General features: G+C 70.8%; 17 protein-coding genes. 7 read left to right on the forward strand and 10 right to left on the reverse strand.

The features are described 5' to 3' along the window. Positions 1-17 precede the first annotated feature (17 nt). Positions 18-725, forward strand: a complete 708-nt coding sequence (locus FHX37_RS13405) for an O-methyltransferase (RefSeq protein WP_141925249.1) — start codon at positions 18-20, stop codon at positions 723-725. Between the two features lie 24 nt (positions 726-749). Here the strand turns inward: FHX37_RS13405 and FHX37_RS13410 are convergent, their stop codons facing one another. Together FHX37_RS13410 and FHX37_RS13415 are read right to left on the reverse strand one after the other, a co-directional pair. Further along, positions 750-2,264 carry a leucyl aminopeptidase gene (locus tag FHX37_RS13410; protein ID WP_141924214.1) on the reverse strand — a complete coding sequence of 505 codons (1,515 nt, stop codon included), beginning with the start codon at positions 2,262-2,264 and terminating at the stop codon, positions 750-752. A 149-nt stretch (positions 2,265-2,413) separates the two neighbouring features. After that, positions 2,414-2,581, reverse strand: a complete 168-nt coding sequence (locus tag FHX37_RS13415; RefSeq protein ID WP_141924215.1) for a DUF3117 domain-containing protein — start codon at positions 2,579-2,581, stop codon at positions 2,414-2,416. A 281-nt stretch (positions 2,582-2,862) separates the two neighbouring features. Between FHX37_RS13415 and FHX37_RS13420 the strand changes: the two genes are divergently transcribed. Then, positions 2,863-3,660 carry an enoyl-CoA hydratase-related protein gene (locus FHX37_RS13420; RefSeq protein ID WP_281288297.1) on the forward strand — a complete coding sequence of 266 codons (798 nt, stop codon included), beginning with the start codon at positions 2,863-2,865 and terminating at the stop codon, positions 3,658-3,660. Positions 3,661-3,721: 61 nt separating this feature from the next. On the opposite strand, the gene FHX37_RS13425 is transcribed toward FHX37_RS13420, so the two are convergent. The 3 genes from FHX37_RS13425 to FHX37_RS13435 form a co-directional block, all read right to left on the reverse strand. Then, positions 3,722-4,300: a hypothetical protein gene (locus FHX37_RS13425; protein WP_141924216.1), complete on the reverse strand. Its 579-nt coding sequence runs from the start codon at positions 4,298-4,300 to the stop codon at positions 3,722-3,724. Positions 4,301-4,511: 211 nt separating this feature from the next. Beyond that, positions 4,512-5,105, reverse strand: coding sequence for a DNA-3-methyladenine glycosylase I (locus tag FHX37_RS13430; protein WP_141924217.1), 594 nt, complete (start codon positions 5,103-5,105; stop codon positions 4,512-4,514). After that, entirely contained in the window at positions 5,102-5,512 is a 411-nt protein-coding gene (locus FHX37_RS13435) for a hypothetical protein (protein ID WP_211351825.1), read from the reverse strand. Before FHX37_RS13435 ends, FHX37_RS13430 begins: the two co-directional genes overlap by 4 nt. A 74-nt stretch (positions 5,513-5,586) precedes the next feature. Between FHX37_RS13435 and FHX37_RS13440 the strand changes: the two genes are divergently transcribed. After that, positions 5,587-5,913, forward strand: coding sequence for a hypothetical protein (locus FHX37_RS13440; protein ID WP_141924218.1), 327 nt, complete (start codon positions 5,587-5,589; stop codon positions 5,911-5,913). Between the two features lie 25 nt (positions 5,914-5,938). On the opposite strand, the gene FHX37_RS13445 is transcribed toward FHX37_RS13440, so the two are convergent. The 3 genes from FHX37_RS13445 to FHX37_RS13455 all read right to left on the reverse strand — a co-directional run bounded on the left by FHX37_RS13445 (position 5,939) and on the right by FHX37_RS13455 (position 9,021). Beyond that, entirely contained in the window at positions 5,939-6,754 is an 816-nt protein-coding gene (locus FHX37_RS13445; RefSeq protein WP_141924219.1) for an LOG family protein, read from the reverse strand. A gap of 182 nt (positions 6,755-6,936) precedes the next feature. Then, positions 6,937-8,016, reverse strand: a complete 1,080-nt coding sequence (gene dapE / locus FHX37_RS13450; RefSeq protein WP_141924220.1) for a succinyl-diaminopimelate desuccinylase — start codon at positions 8,014-8,016, stop codon at positions 6,937-6,939. Between the two features lie 168 nt (positions 8,017-8,184). Next, positions 8,185-9,021, reverse strand: a complete 837-nt coding sequence (locus FHX37_RS13455; RefSeq protein ID WP_141924221.1) for a 2,3,4,5-tetrahydropyridine-2,6-dicarboxylate N-succinyltransferase — start codon at positions 9,019-9,021, stop codon at positions 8,185-8,187. Between the two features lie 420 nt (positions 9,022-9,441). On the opposite strand from FHX37_RS13455, the gene FHX37_RS13460 reads away from it, so the two are divergent. Next, positions 9,442-10,305, forward strand: a complete 864-nt coding sequence (locus tag FHX37_RS13460) for a hypothetical protein (RefSeq protein ID WP_141924222.1) — start codon at positions 9,442-9,444, stop codon at positions 10,303-10,305. Between the two features lie 65 nt (positions 10,306-10,370). Here the strand turns inward: FHX37_RS13460 and dapC are convergent, their stop codons facing one another. Beyond that, positions 10,371-11,483 carry a succinyldiaminopimelate transaminase gene (dapC, locus tag FHX37_RS13465; protein ID WP_141924223.1) on the reverse strand — a complete coding sequence of 371 codons (1,113 nt, stop codon included), beginning with the start codon at positions 11,481-11,483 and terminating at the stop codon, positions 10,371-10,373. 118 nt (positions 11,484-11,601) lie between these two features. Continuing rightward, on the reverse strand, positions 11,602-11,925 hold the full coding sequence (gene fdxA / locus FHX37_RS13470) for a ferredoxin (RefSeq protein WP_141925251.1): 324 nt from the start codon (positions 11,923-11,925) through the stop codon (positions 11,602-11,604). A 174-nt stretch (positions 11,926-12,099) separates the two neighbouring features. On the opposite strand from fdxA, the gene FHX37_RS23620 reads away from it, so the two are divergent. The 3 genes from FHX37_RS23620 to FHX37_RS13485 all read left to right on the forward strand — a co-directional run bounded on the left by FHX37_RS23620 (position 12,100) and on the right by FHX37_RS13485 (position 14,777). Further along, the gene (locus FHX37_RS23620; RefSeq protein ID WP_141925252.1) at positions 12,100-12,348 is read left to right on the forward strand and encodes a putative acetyltransferase; all 249 of its coding nucleotides are present in this window, start codon (positions 12,100-12,102) and stop codon (positions 12,346-12,348) included. Positions 12,349-12,441: 93 nt separating this feature from the next. Beyond that, the gene (locus FHX37_RS13480) at positions 12,442-13,776 is read left to right on the forward strand and encodes a hypothetical protein (protein WP_141924224.1); all 1,335 of its coding nucleotides are present in this window, start codon (positions 12,442-12,444) and stop codon (positions 13,774-13,776) included. Positions 13,777-13,886: 110 nt separating this feature from the next. Then, a complete protein-coding gene (locus FHX37_RS13485) occupies positions 13,887-14,777 on the forward strand; it encodes a site-2 protease family protein (RefSeq protein ID WP_141924225.1) in 891 nt (296 codons plus the stop codon). The last annotated feature ends 26 nt before the right edge of the window (positions 14,778-14,803 follow it).

Genomic DNA, 14,803 nt, shown 5'->3' on the forward strand with positions numbered 1-14,803 from the left:
AGGGCGCCGGTTCCGCGATGGAGCCCGCCCGGCGACCACACATCCATCCGCACCACGCACGGGAGGCCATCATCGCCAGCCGAGACGAGACACTCGCCTACATCGAACAGTACGCCACCGAGGACGCCCCCCTGTCGTCGGCGCGTGAGGCCGGCCAACACGCCCACGTCCCCTGCGTCAGCGCGGCCAGCGGAGCGGCGCTGCGGTTCCTGGCCGCGGCGATCGGGGCGCGGAGCGCTGTCGAGGTCGGGACGGGATGCGGCAGCTCCGGTATCTGGCTGCTGCGCGGCATGCCGGCGGACGCCATCCTCACCAGCGTCGACGTCGAACCCGAGTACCAGGAGATCGCCAAGGACGCCTACCGCAGAGCGGGATTCACCACGAACCGGACGCGGCTCATCCAGGGACGGGCCCTGGACGTCCTGCCGCGGCTCACCGACGCCGCCTACGACATGGTGTTCATCGACGCCGCCCGCACGGAGTACCCGGGCTACCTCACCGAGTCCCTGCGGCTCCTGCGCCCCGGCGGGATCGTGGTGTTCAACAACGCGCTCGAGGCGGCGCCGCTCTCCGACAGCCCACTGAGCGCCTCCGACGCGGCGACCGCGGCGATCCGCGAGGTGGGGCGGCTCATCCGGGAGAACGAGGCGCTGATTCCGCTGCTCCTACCCGTCGGCGAGGGGCTCCTCGCCGCGATCCGCTCCCACGACGCGGAGGAGGCCTAGGCTCTGTCCGGCGAACGGCGTCCGTCAGACAGATCCCCGCGTCAGCCAACGCAGCAGCGACCGGGTGGCGAAGCCGGTCCCTCCCTTGGTCACCACGCCCTCGTCGCTGGAGGAGCGGCCCGGACCGGCGATGTCCAGGTGGGCCCACCGGCGCCCTCCGGTGAACTCCCGGAGGAACATCGCCGCGTCGGTGGCGCCGGGATTGCCGTAGTCGGAGCTGGTGCCGATGTTGGCCAGGTCGGCCACCCGGGAGCGCAGCGTGTCCCGGTACTCCTCGACGAGCGGCATCCGCCACACCGGCTCGTCCGAACGCAGCGCGGCCTCCTCCAGACCGGCCGACAGGGTGTCGTCCGTGCTGAAAAGCGCACCGGTGCCGGTACCCAGCGCCAGCTTCGCCGCTCCGGTCAGGGTGGCCACGTCCACCACCGCGTCCGGGTCCAGCGCGGCGTCGGCATAGGCGAGGGCGTCGGCCATCACCAGCCGGCCCTCGGCGTCCGTGTTGAGCACCTCGACCGTGCGGCCGCCGTAGGTGGTGAGCACGTCGCCCGGGCGCATCGCGCTTCCGGACAGGGAGTTCTCCGCTACCGCGAGCAGTGCGGTGACCCGCACCCGCGCACCCAGTTCCGCCAGCGCCGACATCACGCCCAGCACCACGGCCGAACCGGTCATGTCGGTTTTCATGAGCTTCATGTTGTCGTTGGGCTTCAACGACAGACCACCCGTGTCGAACGTGATCCCCTTGCCCACCAGGACGACGTGGGAGAGCGGGTCCGCGGGCTCGTAGGACAGCTGGACCAGGCGCGGTGGCCGCTCCGCGCCCCGTCCCACGGCCAGTATCGCCCCGAACCCCTCGGCCTCCAGCTCGTGTTGCCCACGAACGGACACCTCCAGGCCGGTTTCCCCGCCGACCCGCTGCGCCTGCTCCGCCAGCCAGGAGGGCCCCTTCTCGTTCGAGGGCGTGTTGACCAGGTCGCGCGCCCGGGCAGTGGCGTGCGCGAGCGCCGCTCCCTGGCGCACGGGCTCCTCGGCACCCCGCGGATCGCTGGTGAACAGCTCGATCACGGCAACGGATTCCGGTCGGGAAGGGGACGACGCCAGCGAGAACGTGTAGGAGGCCAGCAGCGCGCCTTCCGCGAAGGCGGCCGCACCCGGCTCCGGCACCGCGCTCTCGGACCCCTCGGGCAGCGCCACCGCCGCGCGGTCGCGCCCCTTGGCCGCCCGGGCCAGCGCGGCACCGGCCGCGCGCAGGTCGGAGTCCGACGCGGACCCGACCCCGAGAAGGGCCAGCCGGACGAGTCCGTTCCCGAGATCCACCGGTAGCTGCACCACCTCCCCGGCCTTGCCGGTGAGCCCGTAGTGGTCCACCAGCGCGGGGAGCGGGGCGGGCAACCGCGTTCGCAGCTCCTCGGGGCTCATCCCCGAGGCGGCCGTCTCCACCTCAGGGCCCTGGGGACCCGAGCGGACGGGCAGGGCCACCAGTTCAGCGGCCGACGCGGCGATACTTCCCGAGGACGGGCGGATCTCCGTTGCGATGGACACGGGCGTTCACACATTCCTCTCCGGATCGTGGACCAGTGGGATTCCGCGGGCAGTCATCGCACGCTCCCCGGCGCCACCCGCACTGCTCGGGTATCCGCCGAGGAGCCCGTAACCGGCGGCTCCGTGTTCAGATGTGGCGACGGCGCGTGTCAGCCGAGGGCGCCGTCCAGTGTCTCCTGGAGCTCCTTAGCTTCCTCTTGGGTGAGTTCGACGACGAGGCGCCCCCCGCCCTCCAACGGAATTCGCATGATGATGCCGCGACCCTCCTTGGTGACCTCCATGGGTCCATCACCGGTCCTCGGCTTCATCGCCGCCATGTGGGTATCCCCTTTCCTAGGAAATTCTCGCGGGTCGGTGTCGGCCGTTCTATCGGGGGCGCGGCCCGCTCGTGGCGACCCAGGTCCTGAATCGGGCCTCATCCGCGTGACTCAGGGATGAATCACCGTTACCTCATTATCTCGGTTTCGGTATCCCGTTGGGAACGATCCCGCGGTGCCGCAGCCATCGGGGGCGAGCGATCCGGACAGTAAAGTGTGGGCAGTACCGCCGAATCGCCGTGTCCGTAGCGGGACGGGCCAACCAGATCAGGGAGTTTCGCGTGCCCGAATCAGACAGTGCCAATGTCGCCTACGACCTTTCGGACGGCGTCGCCACGATCACACTCAACCGACCCGACGCGATGAACTCGCTCACCACGGCCACCAAGGAGGAGCTGCTGGCCGCGGTCGAACGCGCCAAGAACGATCCCGGCGCTCGGGCCGTCGTACTGACCGGAAGCGGGAAGGCGTTCTCCGCCGGGCAGGACCTGCAGGAGCACGCGGACGCCCTCGGTTCCGGAGAGGGCCTCGGCGGCACGGTACGCAAGCATTACAACCCGATTGTCCTCGGTCTCACGCGGATGCCCAAACCGGTGATCGCCGCCGTGAACGGGGTGGCCGCGGGCGCCGGGGCCTCTTTCGCCTTCGCCTGCGACATGCGGGTGGTCTCGGACAGGTCGTCGTTCCTGATGGCATTCGCCAACGTCGGCCTGGGCTCCGACAGCGGCGCTTCCTGGACCCTGCCGCGGCTGGTGGGGCACGCGCGTGCCATGGAGCTGCTCACCCTCGCCGAACCGATCAAGGCCCAGCGGGCGCTGGAGATCGGTCTGGTCAACCAGGTGGTTCCGGAGGAGGAGCTGGCTGCCACCGCACGCGGCCTCGCCGAACGGTTGGCCAACGGACCCACGGTGGCCTACGCCGCCATCAAGGCCGAACTGACGTACGGTTCCGGCCTGGATCTGGAGAGCGCGCTGGAGATGGAGGCCAACCTTCAGGAACAGTGCGCCCAGACCACGGACCACACGAACGCCACCCTCGCCTTCCTCAACAAGGAGACCCCCACGTTCGACGGGCAGTAGGCCGCATCCGGCGGGTTCCCGGCCCCTGGCGCGGCGCGCCGGGGCCGACTGCGGTCGGAGCTCAGGACAGGGTCCCGGTGGAGACCATGGAGGTCCCGTCGTGGGAGACGGCGTTCCATCGCGCCCGCAGTTCGCCGTCGGTGTCTCCGGGACGCAGTTCCAGTTCGCTCTCGTCCACGCAGTGCTCCTCAGGGTCGTAGGTCTCCACGTAGTCGAAGACCAGGTCCTGGCCGTCCCGCTCGGTCAGCCTGAGGCTTCCGCGGCAGTTCAGTGTGAACCACTCGGCGCTGCCGCGCTGCGCTCCCGGTTCGAGCGTGACCTCGGCCCCCCAGTCGACGACGTGGTTCCCCGCCTCGTCCCGCTGGGACATCTCACCGCGCCAGGAGCCCGCATACGGCTCCGGGACCCCGTCCTCCGTGGTGGAGCTTCGCCACTCCAGTCCCAGCACCGCGGCACCCGTGGTGCCCGCGAGCAGGACCGCGCCGGCGGCCACGGCCACCAGTACACCGCGCCGGGACCGTTTCCCGGTGTGCCGGTTGGACCTGGGGGGCGGCCACAGCGACATCCCGCGGATCGGGGAGCGAGCCCCGGACTCGCCGGTGCGGCCCTCCTCCGGCGCGGGGGATGACGGCCCCGTCATCGTGCTCTCCTACGGCCCGCCAGTCCGCGATGGCCGCTTCGGCCCGCTTCGTTGGGGTCCATGGTGAACATCACGCCTCCTTCCGAGCGAGCGAAACGTCCGGAACCGCTCGCGGGTACAGCGATCGAGGATAGGCCACGTCAGCCGCGCGATGGCCGGACGCGAGCATGGCGAAGAGCACCATGGCTCCGGCTCCCCTCTCGGGGACGATTCAGGGGCTGGACGGCCGGCGGAGGAAGCAGTCGGCCAGGTGGTCGTCGACCATGCCGGTCGCCTGCATCGCGGCGTAGGCGGTGGTCGGTCCCACGAACCGGAACCCGCGACGTTTCAACGCGGCCGCCATGGCCGTGCTTTCCGGTGTCGTGGCCGGAACCTCCGCCGGTGTGCGCGGAACCGGGGCGCGGTCGGGAGCATAGCTCCACACGAACCCGGCGAGCCCGCCCGGCAGGTCCAGGGCGGCGCGGGCGTTGGAGATCACGGCCTCGATCTTGGCCCGGCTGCGGATCAGCCGCGCGTCGGTGAGCATCCGCTCCACGTCCGCCGGAGTGTAGGCGGCGACCGTCGACGGGTCGAACCCCGCGAACACCTCCCGCAGCGCCTCCCGCTTGCGCAGCACGGTCAGCCAGGAGAGCCCCGCCTGGAACCCTTCCAGGGAGATCCGTTCGAACATTCCCTGGTCGTCACGCACCGTGTGTCCCCACTCGGTGTCGTGGTACTCCCGTTCGTCCCGGGTGGCAAGCGCCCAGTGGCAGCGCGGCCGCCCGTCGGGACCGGGACGCGCGCCCGTGTCGGGATCGGCGGTCACCGCGCGTCCTCTCCCTGCTGGTCACCTCCGCCGTCCACGGCGGTGGGGCTGGTGTCGCCGGCGGTCCCCGTCCGCTCCGGGGCGCGCTCGGAGGGTGCGGCGCCGCGGGTCTCGCCGGACACGCGGCGCTCCAGCTCGGCGATACGGGCGTCGCGTTCGGCGATCGTCTGGGACAACCGCCGCAGCACGTCGTCGACGGCCCGGACGTGGTAGCCCCAGAACGCCAGCGGCAGGATCACACGTCCCACGTCGGCGCTGGTGATGGGGCGGCTGGTGGGAAGCTCAAGCGGGGGGTGGTCGGCTTCGAACCGGGCGAGCTGGCCACCTCGGCCCGTGACCACGGCGGCCACGGCGACGAGGACCGCTACGGCGGCCCCGGCGGTCAGAACCAGGATGGTGGGAGTCACGCTCCCGATGGTGCCATACCCGCAGCGGCGCGGTTCGACGCCCGCACGGCTATGGCAGACTCGACATGGTGGACATGAGCACTGATTTCCGGATAGTTCCGCCCGATGCGGACGTGGCGGACGCGATCGACGCGGGGTACCGCCCGGCCGCGGCGACGGTCCGGTCCCTCGCCTCCGGGTACTGGCCGGTACTCGTCCGCTGTTCCCCACCCGCCGGCCACGGGCCCACGGAGCAGTCCCCCGCCCTGGCCGAGACACTCGGACTGGTCTCGGTCTACGCCTGGCTCGGCGCGCGCGTGTTCGCCACCTCCCACCCGCGCGCCGTGCGCGACGTGCTGGACACCGTGGCCTCCATCAGCGGGGCCCGCCCGCCGGCGGTGACGCGACGCGGCCTGGCGTGACTCCGTCCGGATCCGGTCCCGCTTCCTACTCCGGGGCGGCCCGTTGGGCGGCCTCCACGTCGACGGCGGTCCCGTGCACCTGGCCCGACTCGAACTCGCGGCGGGCAAGATCGATGTGCGCCTTGTGGATGATGTCGACGACCTCGTCCGGGTCGTCCGTCAGGTGCATCAGGTCCGGGTCGTTCTCGGAGATCACCCCCTCCTCGAGGAGGGTTCCGCGGATCCAGTCGCGCAGCCCGCCCCAGAACTGGCTGCCCACCAGGACCACCGGGAAGCGGGTCACCTTGCCGGTCTGCACCAGCGTGATCGCCTCGAAGAGCTCGTCCAGGGTCCCGAAGCCGCCCGGCAGCACCACGAACGCCTGGGAGTACTTCACGAACATGGTCTTGCGCACGAAGAAGTACCGGAAGGTGACGCCCATGTCGATGTACTCGTTGAGGGACTGCTCGAACGGAAGCTCGATGCCGAGTCCGACCGAGGTGCCGCCGACCTGGTGCGCTCCCTTGTTCGCGGCCTCCATGATCCCGGGACCGCCACCGGTGATCACCGTGTAGCCGGACGAGGCGAGCTTCTCCCCGATGGACTGGCCCAGGGCGTAACGGGCGGTGCCGGGCTTGACCCGCGCCGAGCCGAACACGCTCACTGCCTGACCCAGCTCCGCGAGCAGGCCGAACCCCTCAACGAACTCCGACTGGATGCGCAGCACCCGCCAGGGGTCCGTGTGTACCCAGTCGGCCGGGCCGCGCCGGTCCAGCAGCCGCTGGTCCGTCGTGGTCTCGGGAATCGCGCGGCCGTGGTACGTCAGTGGTCCTGCTCGCCGAACATTCTCGAATTCCGTCATGTAGCAACGCTATCCGGAGCGCACCACCGGATGTTGAATTCCACACCACACGGAGTCGACCACCGGACATCGCGGCCGCGCCGCGCCGCCGGCGCGGCCGTCCGGGACAGCGCTCCGTAGGGGGCGGCACGGACGGCGCCTCTTACGGAGCACAGGGGTGTCGCTCACGCGCCCGCCGGGGCCTACGCCGCGCCCGCGGACCCGCGTCCCGACAGCCAGTCGGCCATGCGCCGTTCCGCCTCGGCGACAGCGTCAAGCTCCACGTACTCTCCCGCGGTGTGCGCGAGTGTCGGTTCGCCCGGCCCGTAGTTCACCGCCGGGATCCCCAGCTCGGACATGCGGGACACGTCGGTCCAGCCGAGCTTCGCGCGGGCCTGGCCGGAGCCGACGGTACGCACGAACGCGGCGGCCGCGGGATGGTCCAACCCGGGGCGGGCGGGAGCCGCCGCGTCGGTCACCCGCACCTCGAAGTCCGCGAACACGTCGCGCAGGTGGGCCTCCGCGTCGCGCACGGTGCGGTCGGGCGCGAACCGGTAGTTGACCGTCACCGTGCAGGAGTCCGGGATGACGTTGCCCGCCACTCCGCCGGAGACGAACACCGCGTTGAGCCCCTCCCGGAACTCCAGCCCCTCGACCTCGGGGTAGCGGGGCTTGTACTCCCGCAGGATCTCCAGGATCCCGCCGGCCGCGTGGATCGCGTTCGACCCCATCCAGGAGCGGGCACTGTGCGCGCGTTCCCCGCCGACCGTGACGTCGGCGCGCATCGTTCCCTGGCAACCGCCCTCGATCACCCCGCCGGTGGGCTCCATCAGCACGGCGAAGTCACCGAACAGCCATTCGGGGTGGTGCAGGGCCAGCCGCCGCAGCCCGTTGCGTTCGGCCTCGACCTCCTCGCAGTCGTAGAGGACGAAGGTCAGGTCGTGCACGGGTTCGGTGAGCGTGGCGGCCAGTTTCAGCTGCACCGCCACGCCGCTCTTCATGTCGGAGGTTCCGCACCCGTACAACCGCCCGTCCTCGGAGCGGGCGGGCACGTTGTCGGCGATCGGGACGGTGTCGATGTGGCCGGCGAGCACGATCCGCTGGTCCCGGCCCAGGTCGGTGCTGGCGATGATCGCGTTCCCGTCCCGCTGCACCGTGAGGTGTTCCAGGGGGCGCAGCGCGTACTCGATCGCGTCGGCGAGACTGTCCTCGCTGCCACTGACCGACTCCACATCGACGATGCGCTCGGTCAGCTCGCGAACGTCAGCGGTAAGGTCCAGCATCACGGCGTGCCTTCCATGAAGGGTGTCGACCAGCAGGTGCGGACCGCCGGCGGGGCCAGGCGGCGCCCGCACCCGCCAGCGGCCTCTCGGTCCGGAGCCGGATCCCGGTTGACGGGCGCGTGCCCTCCCGCGCTGCGCCCGGGGCAGACAGCGCCCACCGAACAGGACCTAAGCGTTGACCCCGTGCTCGCGCAGCATGTCGTTCAACGCGAGCTTGTCGTGCTCCTCGCCCTCCTCGAGACGCTTGAGCACCAGCAGGCACGGCATACCGAAGTCCCCGCCGGGGAAGCTCTGCACCCGGTTCGCCGTGACACACACCGACCAGGCGGGCGCCTCCCCGCGGGGAAGCTCCTCACCGGTCTGCGCGTCGAAGACCCGGGTGGAGGAGGTGAGGATGGTTCCGGCACCGAGCTTGGCGCCGCGGCGCACCCGGGCTCCCTCCACGACCATGGTGCGGGAGCCGAGGAACGCCTCGTCCTCGATGACGACCGGGGAGGCCTGCGGCGGTTCCAGCACGCCTCCGACACCCACGCCGCCGGAGAGGTGGACGTTCTCCCCCACCTGGGCGCACGAGCCCACGGTCGCCCAGGTGTCGACCATGGTCCCGGAACCGACCCAGGCGCCGAAGTTCGTGAACGACGGCATGAGCACCACGCCGGGGGCCAGGTAGGCGCCCCAGCGGGCGATGGCGCCCGGAACGACGCGCACGCCCTCGAACCGGCGCTTCAACGGGATGCGGTCGTGCTGGTAGAAGTCGCCGACGCTGGACTCCTCCATACCCAGAACGCGGAAGCTGAGCATGATGGAACGCTTCGCCCGTTCGTCCACGACCACCTCGTCGGTGTCCGAGTCGACGAACGCGATCCGGGCCTTCCCGGCGTCGAGTTCGTCCACGGCACCGACGATCGTGTCGCGGGCCTCGGTGTGGTCGGGAGTCAGATCGGCACGGCGCTCCCACAGTTCGTCGATCTCTGCGGGAAGCGGACTACTGAACGCGGTGGTCATGGCCGCGACTTTACTGGTTCACGGCGCGGAGAACGAACCGGACACCGCAGCGGCCGCCGCTTCGGGCCACAGCCGGTCGCGCGCACGGGGCGCGGTTGCAGACCATGACCTCCGACACCGCCTAATATACGGGTCACGTGTCCGTGCGACACGTCAGATTCCCACGGTGCTGCGCACCGCTGTGCCCTGTTCGACGGGCGATGTTCGTCACGAGCGACGCTGCCAGTGCCGCGCTGGCAGTCCGGGAAGGAGGCGGAGTGGTTCCTCTGCCGAGCGATGGGAACCCGGGCGGGACGGTGCCGGAGCGACGCGCGGTGGGACACGTGCCCACCGGACGGGGCCCGGGGCCCTGTCCCTGCCACCCGGGAACATGCGCCATCATGGCGGTGTGTGTCCGCCCACCCGACGGACGGTTTCGCTGTGCCTAGAAAACGACGCCGAGTATCCGCCTTCGTCAAGATCCTGATCGTCATGAGTGTCATCTGCGGCACGCTGGTCGCCGGTGGCTACTACGTCATAACGTCGGTCGAGCCGTTGGACGTCTCCCCTCCCCCGCCGTCCGAGGGCTGTTCGCTCGCCACGAGCGGCACCGGCGACGGTGAGAGCGACCTCGAACCGGACCAGGCCGCCAACGCCGCCACGATCAGCGGTGTGGCCTTCCAGGAGGACATGCCCCGGGAGGCCGTCACCATCGCGTACGCGACCGTGTGGCAGGAGTCGAAGTTCCACAACATCGAGCACGGCGACCGCGACTCGGTGGGGTTGTTCCAGCAGCGGCCGTCCCAGGAGTGGGGTGAGCCGCAGCAGCTGACCGACCCCATCTACGCCGCCACCGCGTTCTACGAGAAGCTGGCCGAGGTGGAGGACTACCGGTCCATGCCGGTCTACGAGGCAGCCCAGGCCGTGCAACGCAGCGCCGACGGTTACGCCTACGACCAGCACGAGGAGCGGTCGCGCACGATGGCGTCCGCGTTCACCGGGGCCGAGGGCGCCGCCGTCTCCTGCTGGTTCGGCGAGGAGACCCCGACGGGAAGCGACACGGAGGGGGCGCGCGAGGAGATGCGGCGCGTGTTCGGAACCGGGCCCGACTCGCTCACCGGAGACGAGGAGAAACCGACCGGCGACCTGGGGTGGGCGATGGCCTCGTGGTCCGTCGCCAACGCGCACGAGTACGGGATCACCTCGGTGACCTACGGCGACCAGCGCTGGACCGCCGAAACGGGCCGGGACGGGTGGAGCGAGGCCGAAACCCCCGCACCGGAGGGCAAGCTCCTGTTGGACTAGGGCCTGGCTGGTGGGCGCCGCTCGTCGCGAACGGCCCCATCCACAGGATCTCGGGAGGAGCTTGTTCAGCCCGCCAGGCGGGCGGCGGCCGCCGCCACGCGTTCGTCCGTCGCCGTGAGTGCCAGCCGCACGTTCCGGCGCCCCGCGGTCCCGTAGAAGTCTCCCGGCGCCGCGAGGATCCCCTGTTTGGCGAGCGCGGCCACCGACTCCCACGCGTCGGCGTGGTCGGGGTGGTGGGCCCACAGGTACAGTCCCGCCTCGGAGTGGGTGATGACCCAGCCGGCCTCCTCCAGCGCCGCACGCAGCCTGGCGCGCCGGGCCGCGTAGCGCTCCCGCTGCTCGCGGGCGTGCTCGTCGTCGTCCAGCGCGGCGCGCATGGCCGCCTGGACCGGGGCGGGAACGATCATCCCCGCGTGTTTGCGCACGGCCAGCAGTTCGGCGACCAGGTCGGGGTCGCCCGCCACGGAGGCAGCGCGGTAGCCGGCCAGGTTGGAGCGTTTGGACAACGAGTGCAGGGCCAGCAGCCCCTCGTGCGACCCGCCGCACACGTCCGGGTGGAGGACCGACCTGGGCTGGACCCCGTCCCAGCCGAGATCGATGTAGCACTCGTCGGAGGCCACGATGGCGCCCCGCTCGCGTGCCCACTCCACGACCTTGCGCAGGTGCTCGGTCCCGAGCACGCGGCCGGTGGGGTTCGCCGGGGAGTTGATCCACACCAGGCTCACCGGGGCGGGCCCCAGCGAGGTCACCCCGTCGGAGGCGACCGGGGCGGCTCCCGCCAGCCGCACGCCCACGTCGTAGGTGGGGTAGGCCAGTTCCGGGTACACGACGGTGTCTCCGGCGCCCAGCCCCAGCAGGGTGGGCAGCCATGCCACCAGTTCCTTGGAGCCGGTGGTGGGCAGGGTCGCCGCCGGGTCGACGGTGACCCCGTGCTGGCGGTGCAGCCAGCCGGCGATGGACTCTCGCAGCTCCGGTGTCCCGTACGTGGCCGGGTATGCCGGAGCGTCGGCGGCCTCGGCGAGGGCGGCGCGCAGGCCCTGCGGGACCGGATCGGCGGGTGCGCCGACGGACAGGTCCACCAGACCGTCCGGGTGGGCGGCCGCGGTCGTCTTGTACTCGGACAGCCGATCCCACGGGAAGGTCGGCAACCGGTCCGCCACGCGTTCCCGCCTGGCCATTCGTTCACCCCCAGTTCCCCCACGGCCGAAGCCGGGGTACGCGCCACCGGAAAACCCGCCCACCCACCGTGGACGGGTGTGTTCCGCCGCGGCTCGCGGGCCGCGGCGGAACGCGGCTCTACTCCTCGGCCTGGGGCGGCAGCTCCGCCACCAGAGGGTGGTCCTTGTCGAGCTGCCCCACCTTGGCGGCACCACCGGGGGAACCGATGTCCTCGAAGAACTCCACGTTGGCCCGGTAGTAGGCGGACCACTGGTCGGGCAGGTCGTCCTCGTAGTAGATGGCTTCCACGGGGCACACCGGCTCACAGGCGCCGCAGTCGACGCACTCGTCCGGATGGATGTAGAGCATGCGCGTGCCCTCGTAGATGCAGTCGACGGGGCATTCCTCGATGCATCCCTTGTCGAGGACATCCACGCAGGGCTGCGCGATGACGTAGGTCACGTCGAACTCCTCTTCGGTCGTCGCCACGCTGACCGCGTGTCAGGGTCGTCGCCGTCACATAGCCTGGACAATGCCGGAGGCCCGGCATGCGGATGGGCCCGGCGCTTGACGCGGTGTTCGCAGTTTCCAGTATTGCGCTCGTCGCTTTCCGGTACGCAATTGGGGGTCGATCCGGTGGGTTTTGTCTCGCGTTTCACGCAAGAGGTGACATCGCATGACGTTGGCCGACGCGCCACCCTGCGTTCGCAGCTCCCCGACGGCCGTTTCCGGGATATTGTCGGTGTGCTGGAATCGTGGCAGGACGGCGTGATCCACGTACGACGGCGTGACGGCACTCTCGCTGAGGTCGCGGCCGACACTGTGGTCGCGAGCAGGATTGTGCCACAACAACCACCACGCCGTAGGACCACCCCTGGTTCCTAGCCTAAGGACACACGACAAGGAGTACGAACAACCCGCGACAGCACGGCCTGCCGCTCGGCGGTGTGCCTGAACGGGAGGTGGGGAAGTCACGTCATGCAGGAGACCGTCGCGTCCGCGCTCGCCCAGTTGGCACGGCTCGACACCAGAGCGGCCCAAGTGGCGGAGAGCGCCCTCGGCAGCCTCGCGGCCGGGCAGAAGCTGGAGGCCCTGACCCAGCAGGGGGTACAGGAGTTCTGCTGGTACGTGCTCCCCGTACGGTTCGCCAACCACGCCAACGAACGGCTCTTCGCCGTCCAGTCGCTGGGGCGTCTGTTCTCCCTGCTGGACCTCGACCGTTACGCCCGGATCTGTTCCTCGGAGACGACGCGCGAGATCCTGCAGGCCTACTCCGCCAGCCACGACACGGGGTTGGCGGCCTACCGGAAGGCGATGCGCGCCTCCGGGGTGGAACCGCCCGACCTGCCGGAGATGACCTGGGGTACCGTGCTCGGGAACGCCGAGATCGAGGCCTACGAGGCGACCTCGGCCTCGCTGGAACTGGCCATCGCCGTCGGCGACGGCGACCCGCAGGCGCCGGGCTGGCGCACGGTCCAGGAACGGCACGCCCGCTCCTTCCTCACCCAGCCCGACGCGCGGGGGCGTAGCCGCCTGGACCTCGTCCGCGAGGAGCGGGTCCACAACTGGCTGAGTTCCCCCTCCCACCCGCACCGGCAGCGGTTACGACCGCTGTTGGGCCAGATCATCAGCGGAGCCGAGACACCGCACGACGCGGCTACGGCTCTGGCTCCGGCGCGGCGTCTGCTGGACTACGCGGAAGAGGGCATCGGGCTCACCCAGATCGGTTACATCTCGCCGACGGTCGTCCGCGAACTGTGCGTGGAGTTCGACTGGTCCAGCGCCCCCTCCCCTCCCCGCAGCGAGACCGACGTGGTGCAGCTCATAGCGCTGCACAAACTGCTGCGCACCATGCGAGCGGTGCGTCACAGCGGGCGGCGCATGGTTCTGACGCGGCGCGGGCGCCAGCTGCACGGTGACACGAACGCCCTGTGGCGCGGACTCGCCGAGAGCGTGCTGGACACCGACGGTTTCGCCCAGGCGGCGACGGAGACCCTGCTCGGGCTGCTTCTGATGCGGTTCCCGAAGGCGACCGGCAGCCACGCCCGCGACGAGGACGTCAACATCGCCGAGGAGGCCCGGGTGGTCCTGGCCGAGTCCGGGTGGACGGACGACGGCAACGGGAGCGCTCCCGACACGCAACACGTGCGTTCGGTCCTGATCACGACCACGTGGCTGCTGGAGACCCTGGGGCTCGTGGTGGGCCACGATCTGCTGGAGGGCGGCGGATCGTACCAGCTCACCAAGGCGGGGCGCGCGTTCGCGCTGCTGGCGATCCACCTGTCGGCCACCGCTCCTGCGGCCGCCATCTGACCCGGTACCGCCCCGGCCGCGCTTGGGCCTAACCTGGACACGCGGGACCCCGAGTGGTGATCCCCGCGTGTTCGTCTCCTGCCGTCACTAGTAGCGGAAGCAGTATGCCCATGTCTGAGCCGGTCGGAAACGGGGAGGTCGCACGCCCCGAGGCGGCCCCTGGCGACGCCCCCTCACCGGAGGACACCGCCGCGCCGGCCCCGGATCCGGAGGCGGCGGCGCGGCCGTCGAGGCTGGACCTTCTCCCCAGCCCCCTGTTCGTGCTGTTGCTGGGTGTAACCGGCATCGCGGGGTGGATGTCCTGGACCCAGGCCGAGGTCCGGTGGACCGGGGACGACTCGATCGCCTACGCGCCGCTGGTCCTGATCGTCGGCGGGTGGATCGTCAGCCTGGCCGTGCACGAGTACGCGCACGCGCTGGTGGCCTACCGTTCGGGGGACCGCGCGCTGCTCGGGAGTGGCTACCTGCGGTTGAACCCGGCCGCCTTCCGGGAACTGTTCGCGAACCTGGTTCTTCCGGTGGTGTTCCTGCTGCTGGGTCGGTTCGGACTCACCGGACCCACCGTCTACCTGGATCGGGATGCCGTTCCCAGCAGGGCCAGGCGCAGTCTCGCCGCGCTGGCCGGCCCCGTGGCCAGTCTGCTGCTGGCGGCGGTGCTGGGCGTGGTGACCAGTGTGCTCGTACCGCAGGACGCGGTCACCGACAACTGGGCGCTGGGCGGGATCATGTTCCTGTGCTTCCTGAACGCCACCACGGGGCTGCTCAACCTGCTCCCGCTGCCCGGCCTGGACGGTTTCGCCGCCGTGGCGCCCTACCTGCCGCGCCGGTTCGCCCGGCAGAGCCACACGACGGGGCTGTTCGGGGTGATCGCGGTTTTCGCGGTGCTGTGGCTCCCGCCGGTGCGGCCCTACCTGAACGACGTGATGTACGCCCTGTTCACGCTGGTGGGGCTGCCGCAGCTGGACATCGGGCACGGCTCGTTCATGCTGCAGCTGTGGTGACACCGGACTCCCCGCTCCCCGGGTAT

Origin of the sequence: Haloactinospora alba (assembly GCF_006717075.1) — a bacterium.
Taxonomy (GTDB): Bacteria; Actinomycetota; Actinomycetes; order Streptosporangiales; family Streptosporangiaceae; genus Haloactinospora; species Haloactinospora alba.

What these genes read in the sequence shown, in the direction of transcription:
- dapC (WP_141924223.1), bottom strand. Translation starts at nt 11,483, where the DNA reads ATGGCCAGGCGGGAACGCGTGGCGGACCGGTTGCCGACCTTCCCGTGG.
- FHX37_RS13405 (WP_141925249.1), top strand. Translation starts at nt 18, where the DNA reads ATGGAGCCCGCCCGGCGACCACACATCCATCCGCACCACGCACGGGAG.
- FHX37_RS13425 (WP_141924216.1), bottom strand. Translation starts at nt 4,300, where the DNA reads ATGACGGGGCCGTCATCCCCCGCGCCGGAGGAGGGCCGCACCGGCGAG.
- FHX37_RS13445 (WP_141924219.1), bottom strand. Translation starts at nt 6,754, where the DNA reads ATGACGGAATTCGAGAATGTTCGGCGAGCAGGACCACTGACGTACCAC.
- dapE (WP_141924220.1), bottom strand. Translation starts at nt 8,016, where the DNA reads ATGCTGGACCTTACCGCTGACGTTCGCGAGCTGACCGAGCGCATCGTC.
- FHX37_RS13485 (WP_141924225.1), top strand. Translation starts at nt 13,887, where the DNA reads ATGTCTGAGCCGGTCGGAAACGGGGAGGTCGCACGCCCCGAGGCGGCC.
- FHX37_RS13415 (WP_141924215.1), bottom strand. Translation starts at nt 2,581, where the DNA reads ATGGCGGCGATGAAGCCGAGGACCGGTGATGGACCCATGGAGGTCACC.
- FHX37_RS13440 (WP_141924218.1), top strand. Translation starts at nt 5,587, where the DNA reads ATGAGCACTGATTTCCGGATAGTTCCGCCCGATGCGGACGTGGCGGAC.
- FHX37_RS13480 (WP_141924224.1), top strand. Translation starts at nt 12,442, where the DNA reads ATGCAGGAGACCGTCGCGTCCGCGCTCGCCCAGTTGGCACGGCTCGAC.
- FHX37_RS13455 (WP_141924221.1), bottom strand. Translation starts at nt 9,021, where the DNA reads ATGACCACCGCGTTCAGTAGTCCGCTTCCCGCAGAGATCGACGAACTG.